The sequence below is a fragment of the Pseudomonas sp. A-1 genome (assembly GCF_004801855.1).
Classification (GTDB): Bacteria; Pseudomonadota; Gammaproteobacteria; order Pseudomonadales; family Pseudomonadaceae; genus Geopseudomonas.
Genome location: NZ_SSTC01000145.1, coordinates 1 through 6,124 on the forward strand (window position 1 = coordinate 1; position 6,124 = coordinate 6,124).

At 69.2% G+C, this 6,124-nt stretch carries 8 protein-coding genes; all 8 read left to right on the top strand.

Annotated elements, in window-relative coordinates; all coding sequences use genetic code 11:
- Positions 1-630 precede the first annotated feature (630 nt).
- The gene (gene nifE, locus E5198_RS19995; RefSeq protein WP_136491673.1) at positions 631-2,064 is read left to right on the top strand and encodes a nitrogenase iron-molybdenum cofactor biosynthesis protein NifE; all 1,434 of its coding nucleotides are present in this window, start codon (positions 631-633) and stop codon (positions 2,062-2,064) included.
- Positions 2,065-2,074: 10 nt separating this feature from the next.
- Positions 2,075-3,451 carry a nitrogenase iron-molybdenum cofactor biosynthesis protein NifN gene (gene nifN / locus E5198_RS20000; protein WP_136491674.1) on the top strand — a complete coding sequence of 459 codons (1,377 nt, stop codon included), beginning with the start codon at positions 2,075-2,077 and terminating at the stop codon, positions 3,449-3,451.
- Between the two features lie 2 nt (positions 3,452-3,453).
- Positions 3,454-3,930: a NifB/NifX family molybdenum-iron cluster-binding protein gene (locus E5198_RS20005; protein ID WP_136491675.1), complete on the top strand. Its 477-nt coding sequence runs from the start codon at positions 3,454-3,456 to the stop codon at positions 3,928-3,930.
- A gap of 30 nt (positions 3,931-3,960) precedes the next feature.
- Positions 3,961-4,443: a NifX-associated nitrogen fixation protein gene (locus tag E5198_RS20010; RefSeq protein ID WP_136491676.1), complete on the top strand. Its 483-nt coding sequence runs from the start codon at positions 3,961-3,963 to the stop codon at positions 4,441-4,443.
- A gap of 13 nt (positions 4,444-4,456) precedes the next feature.
- Positions 4,457-4,666, top strand: coding sequence for a CCE_0567 family metalloprotein (locus E5198_RS20015; protein ID WP_136491677.1), 210 nt, complete (start codon positions 4,457-4,459; stop codon positions 4,664-4,666).
- A gap of 194 nt (positions 4,667-4,860) precedes the next feature.
- A complete protein-coding gene (gene fdxB, locus E5198_RS20020) occupies positions 4,861-5,160 on the top strand; it encodes a ferredoxin III, nif-specific (RefSeq protein WP_136491678.1) in 300 nt (99 codons plus the stop codon).
- 12 nt (positions 5,161-5,172) lie between these two features.
- Complete coding sequence (locus E5198_RS20025) at positions 5,173-5,496, top strand: 2Fe-2S ferredoxin (RefSeq protein ID WP_136491679.1); 324 nt, start codon at positions 5,173-5,175, stop codon at positions 5,494-5,496.
- A gap of 5 nt (positions 5,497-5,501) precedes the next feature.
- Positions 5,502-6,002, top strand: coding sequence for a hypothetical protein (locus tag E5198_RS20030; RefSeq protein WP_136491680.1), 501 nt, complete (start codon positions 5,502-5,504; stop codon positions 6,000-6,002).
- Positions 6,003-6,124 lie beyond the last annotated feature (122 nt).

Consider the following 6,124-nt stretch of genomic DNA (forward strand, 5'->3'; position numbering starts at 1 on the left):
AATGCTGAGTTCGTGGTAAGACATGGCAACACCGTACCGGAAAGGTCAGGTGTTGCACTCAGTTTTTGCCGCCGCCAAGGTTTGCTCAATTGCAGAAGGAGGCTGAGCAGGAGCCTGGCCTAGATGGTAAAGAAGCCCTCAAAAACCTGGTGGAAGCAAAGGTGCATTGGGAGGAATTCAGACGCACATTCTGTCTTTCAATGAGTGAAACATATGGGGGTGAATGGGAGAGCGCAAATGAGTCTGACTGTCGTGATCGACTCGCGAAATCCTTCACGGCAGATATGAACCAATATGGTTATTGAGCTGCAATGCATTGTTCACTCTTGGTGATCGCTCCCACGCTCCGCGTGGGAGTGCCTTACCGGACGCTCCGCGTCTGCTTCTGTGACGCAGAGCGTCACTGGCTGCGTTCCCACGCGGAGCGTGGGAACGATCAAGACCGCCCCTCGCGCTGCCTGTCGTTTCGATCTGCCAACTGCCTCCGCCCCTTGTCGCAAACCCGACACCCCGCCATCTTTCCGACAACGCTCCTCCAGCTAAATCCCTTGTAAATCAAATACCTGCCATCTGGCACCGCCCTTGCAACACCCCCGTCACCACCCAGCGACGCACCCACGGGGGTCAGCGATGAAAGCCAAGGACATTGCCGAGCTGCTCGACGAGCCTTCCTGCGAGCACAACAAGAAGGAGAAGTCCGGCTGCGCCAAGCCCAAGCCGGGCGCCACCGACGGTGGCTGTGCCTTCGACGGCGCGCAGATCGCCCTGCTGCCGATCGCCGACGTGGCGCACATCGTCCACGGGCCGATCGCCTGCGCCGGCAGTTCCTGGGACAACCGCGGCACCCGCTCCAGCGGCCCCGACCTGTATCGCATCGGCATGACCACCGACCTCAGCGAGCAGGACGTGATCATGGGCCGCGCCGAGAAGCGCCTGTTCCATGCCATCCGCCAGGCGGTGGAGAGCCACGCGCCGCCGGCGGTGTTCGTCTACAACACCTGCGTGCCGGCGCTGATCGGTGACGACCTCGACGCGGTGTGCAAGGCCGCCAGCGAGCACTTCGCCACCCCGGTGGTGCCGGTGGACTCGGCCGGCTTCTACGGCACCAAGAACCTCGGCAACCGCATCGCCGGCGAGGCGATGCTCAGGCACGTGATCGGCACTCGCGAGCCCGATCCGCTGCCGGCCGGCAGCGAACGCCCCGGCATCCGCGTCCACGACGTCAACCTGATCGGCGAATACAACATCGCCGGCGAGTTCTGGCACGTGCTGCCGCTGCTCGACGAGCTGGGCCTGCGCGTGCTCTGCACGCTGTCCGGCGATGCGCGCTTTCGCGAGGTGCAGACCATGCACCGCGCCGCGGTGAACATGATGGTCTGCTCCAAGGCCATGCTCAACGTCGCCCGCAAGCTGCAGGAGCGCTTCGGCACGCCCTGGTTCGAGGGCAGCTTCTACGGCATCACCGACACCTCGCAGGCGCTGCGCGACTTCGCCCGGCTGATCGGCGATGCCGACCTCAGCGCGCGCACCGAGGCGCTGATCGAGCGCGAGGAGACGCGCATCCGCGCCGCGCTGGAGCCCTGGCGGGCGCGCCTGGAGGGCAAGCGCGTGCTGCTCTACACCGGCGGGGTGAAGTCCTGGTCGGTGATCTCCTGCCTGCAGGACCTGGGCATGAAGGTGGTCGCCACCGGCACCAAGAAGTCCACCGAGGAGGACAAGGCGCGCATCCGCGAGCTGATGGGCGACGACGTGAAGATGCTCGACGAGGGCAACCCGCGCGCGCTGCTGAAGACGGTGGACGAGTACCGCGCCGACATCCTGATCGCCGGCGGCCGCAACATGTACACCGCGCTCAAGGCGCGCATTCCCTTCCTCGACATCAACCAGGAGCGCGAATTCGGCTACGCCGGCTACGCCGGCATGCTCGAGCTGGTGCGCCAGCTGTGCCTGACCCTGGAGAGCCCGGTGTGGGAGGCGGTGCGCCGCCCGGCCCCCTGGAGCGACGTCGGCGGCGCCCCGCTAGGCGCCCCGCTCGGCGTCCCGTCCCTGACCGCCACCGCCTGAGGAGATCGCCATGGCCGAGATCGTCAATCGCAAGAAGGCCCTCGCGGTCAGCCCGCTGAAGGCCAGCCAGACCATGGGCGGCGCCCTGGCCATCCTCGGCCTGGCGCGCAGCATGCCGCTGCTGCACGGCTCCGCCGGCTGCACGGCGTTCGCCAAGGTGTTCTTCGTCCGCCACTTCCGCGAGCCGGTGCCGCTGCAGACCACGGCGATGGATCAGGTCAGCTCGGTGATGGGCGCCGACGACAACGTGGTCGAGGCGCTGAAAACCATCTGCGAGAAGCAGAACCCGGCGGTGATCGGCCTGCTCACCACCGCGCTGGCCGAGACCCAGGGCTGCGACCTCAACAGTGCGCTGCACGAGTTCCGCAGCCAGTACCCCGAGTTCGCCAGGGTGGCGGTGGTGGCGGTGAACACCCCGGATTTCGCCGGCAGCTTCGAGAGCGGCTTCGCCGCCACGGTGAAGGCGCTGATCGAGACCCTGGTGCCGGAGCGCCGCGACCAGGTCGGCAGGCGGCCGCGCCAGGTCAACGTGCTGTGCTCGGCGAGCCTGACCCCGGGCGACCTTGAGTTCATCGCCGAGAGCATCGAGAGCTTCGGCCTGCGCCCGCTGCTGATCCCCGACCTGTCCGGCTCGCTGGACGGCCATCTCGACGACGCCCAGTTCAACCCGCTGACCACCGGCGGCCTGACCATCGACGAGCTGGCCACGGCGGGGCAGAGCGTCGCCACCCTGGTGGTCGGGCCGAGTCTGGACGCCGCCGCCGATGCCCTGGCGGCGCGCACCGGCGTGCCGGAGCGGCGCTTCGGCCTGCTCATGGGCCTGGACGCAGTGGATGCCTGGCTGCTGGCGCTCAGCCGGATCAGCGGCAACCCGGTGCCGCAGCGCTGGCAGAAGCAGCGCCGCCAGCTGCAGGACGCCATGCTCGACACCCACTTCATGCTCGGCGACGCGCGCGTGGCCATCGCCGCCGATCCCGACCTGCTGCTCGGCTTCGACGCCCTGCTGCGCGGCATGGGCGCGCGTACGGTGGCCGCGGTGGTGCCGGCGCGGGCGCCGGCCCTGGCCGCCTCGCCGCTGGCGAGCATCCAGGTCGGCGATCTCGAGGATCTCGAGCGCGCCGCCGCCGCGCAGGGCGCGCAGCTGATCCTCGGCAACAGCCATGCGCTGGCCAGCGCCGGGCGCCTCGGCGTGCCGCTGCTGCGCGTCGGTTTTCCGCAGTACGACCTGCTCGGCGGCTTCCAGCGCTGCTGGAGCGGCTACCGGGCGACCGCCCAGACGCTGTTCGACCTCGCCAACCTGCTGGTCGAGCACCACCAGGGCCTGGCTCCCTACCACTCGATCTACGCGCAGAAGCCGGCCGCCGAGCGGCCGCAATGGAGGCACTGAGCATGGCCAGCCCGACCCGGCAGTTGCAGGTACTCGATGGCGAGGACGACGGCACCCTGCTCAGGGTGGCGTTCGCCTCCGCCGATCGCGAGACGGTCGACCAGCATTTCGGCTCGTCGCGCGCCTTCGTCATCTATGGCGTCAACCCCGAGCACGCCCAGCTGCTCAAGGTCATCGAGTTCGGCGACCTGGAGCAGGACGGCAACGAGGACAAGCTGGCCGTCAAGCTCGAGCTGCTCGACGGCTGCATCGCCGTGTACTGCCGCGCCTGCGGTGCCTCGGCGGTGCGCCAGCTGCTGAGCATCGGCGTGCAGCCGGTCAAGGTGGCCGAGGCGGCGCGCATCGACGAGCTGCTCGAGAGCCTGCAGGACGAGCTGCGCGAAGGCCCCTCGGCCTGGCTGGCCAAGGCCATCCAGCGCACCCGCGGCGCCGATCTCCAGCGCTTCGACGCCATGGCCGGCGAGGCCTGGGACGAGTAGCGCCACCCCTTATCCAGAGAGGAAAGCCCCATGTTCGACGTCGAGGAACAACCCGCGGTGGTGCAGGACGGCGATGCCGCCCTGCAGGAGCCGATCATCCGGCAGATGGTGGTGCAGCTGCGCGCCATGGACAGCTACGGCACCTACGACACCTGGAGCGATGCCCGCGTGCTCGATCCGCTGGTGCTGACCAAGGAGCGGCGCAAGGCCATCCCGGTGGTGGGCGACCCAGACGAGACCACCATCTCGCGGGTCAAGGCCTACTACAACGCGCTGGCCCAGCTGCTCGAGCGCGAGACCGGCCTGCTCGCCGTGCCGGTGATCAACCTGACCCACGAGGGCTTCGGCCGCGCGCTGATCCTGGTCGGCAAGCTGGTGGCGCTGGACAAGACCCTGCGCGACGTCCACCGCTTCGGCTTCGACTCGCTGGAGGCGCTGGTCGCCGAGGCGCAGAAGCAGCTGGACAAGGCCAGCGCGCTGGTCGGCGCGCACCGTGTGGTAGCCGAACTCTGAGGCGGAGGCCGTGATGACCGAGGAAGAACTCAAGGCGCTGAAGAAGGACGTCAGCCAGAAGAAGCGCATCGCCAGCGACTGGGCGTCGCAGATCCACGACCTGGTCGAGGATCGCCTGCTCACCGACTACGACGCGCTGCCCGAGCTGGCCCGCCAGGCCCACCAGGCCTGCGTCGACTGGGCCGCGGCCAAGGCGCGCCTGGACGCCTGCGAAGGGGCCTGAGTCTGACCACGGCGGCGGCTCACCCGGTCGCCGCCGCTCTGAACGCGGGCCGCTGCGGCCCGCACCGACCTCCGCTGCGGCGGACCCGGCGTGGCTCACGAGGCTGTGCCCCGATTAGCGCAAGAGAGCGGCTGCCAGCCGCCGATCGACAACCGTTGGCCGCGCCACCTGGGTGGCGGCGAGGAGAGTGAAACATGGCTGAGGCAATGATTACCGGGCGGACCCGGGGTGGCGTGGAGTGGACGCCGGAGTTCGTCAGCGCGCTCGATGCGCAGAAGTGCATCGGCTGTGGCCGTTGCTACAAGGTCTGTCCGCGCGACGTGTTCACCCTGGCCGATCGCGCCGATGTGGTCGGTGAAGATGACGACCTGTTCGACGAGGACGACGAGATGAAGGTGATGGTCATCCAGGACGCCATGGACTGCATCGGCTGCAAGGCCTGCGCCGCGGTCTGCCCCAAGCAGTGCCACAGCCACGCCGCCGCCGCGGCCTGAGGAGAGCGGATCATGGCCAAGCCCGAGTTCCACATCTTCGTCTGCGCCCAGCGCCGCGCCGACGGCCACCCGCGCGGCAGCTGCGGCGGCAAGGGCGCCGAGGCGGTGTACAACGCCTTCGCCCAGGTGCTGATCCAGCACAACCTCAACAACCGCATCGCCCTGACCAGCACCGGCTGCATGGGCCCCTGCCAGGCCGGGGCCAACGTGCTGGTCTACCCCGGGGCGGTCATGTACAGCTGGGTCGAGCCGCAGGATGCGGCGCTCATCGTCGAGCAGCATCTGCTGGGCGGAGAGCCCTGGGCGGACAAGCTGACCCCCGCCGAACTCTGGTGACGCCCATGGCCGAAGTGCTGCTGTTCGCCCCGGAGCGGGCGTTCTTTTCCGACAGTACGCCGCAGAAGCTGCGCTTCCTGCTCAACCATGCGCTGTGCGCGGCCACCCCCGACGGGGTCGAGGCCCTGCTGCTGGAGGCGCGCCGGCGCTGGCCGGAGGAGCCGGACGCGCACATCGGCCTGTACAAGTTCTACTTCGTCAGCCAGCGCTACCGCGAGGCCGAGGCGGCGGTCTGGCAGGCGCTGCGCGAGGCGGCGCGCGGCGCCGGCATCGCCCGCAACTACCGGCGCCAGCGGCCGGCCAGCGCCGACTGGACGCAGCGCCAGGGACCGCTGCGCCTGTACCTGTTCAGCCTCAAGGCGCTCGGCGTGATCCGCCTGCGCCGCGGCCGCGTGGCGCAGGCCGAGCGGGTGCTGGCCAAGCTGCTGGAACTCGACCCGTACGACGAGATCGGCGGCGGCGCCTTCCTGCAGATTGCCCGCTCGTTCGACGAGGAGGCGGCCTGATGGCGGACAGCCTGGAACAGCGGCTCGAAGCCGCCGCGCCGCTGCTCGCCGAGCTGTGGCCGGCGCTGGCCGCCTGCCTGGCGCGCGCCGGCGTCGATGCGCCGCTGGCGGTGGCCGGCACG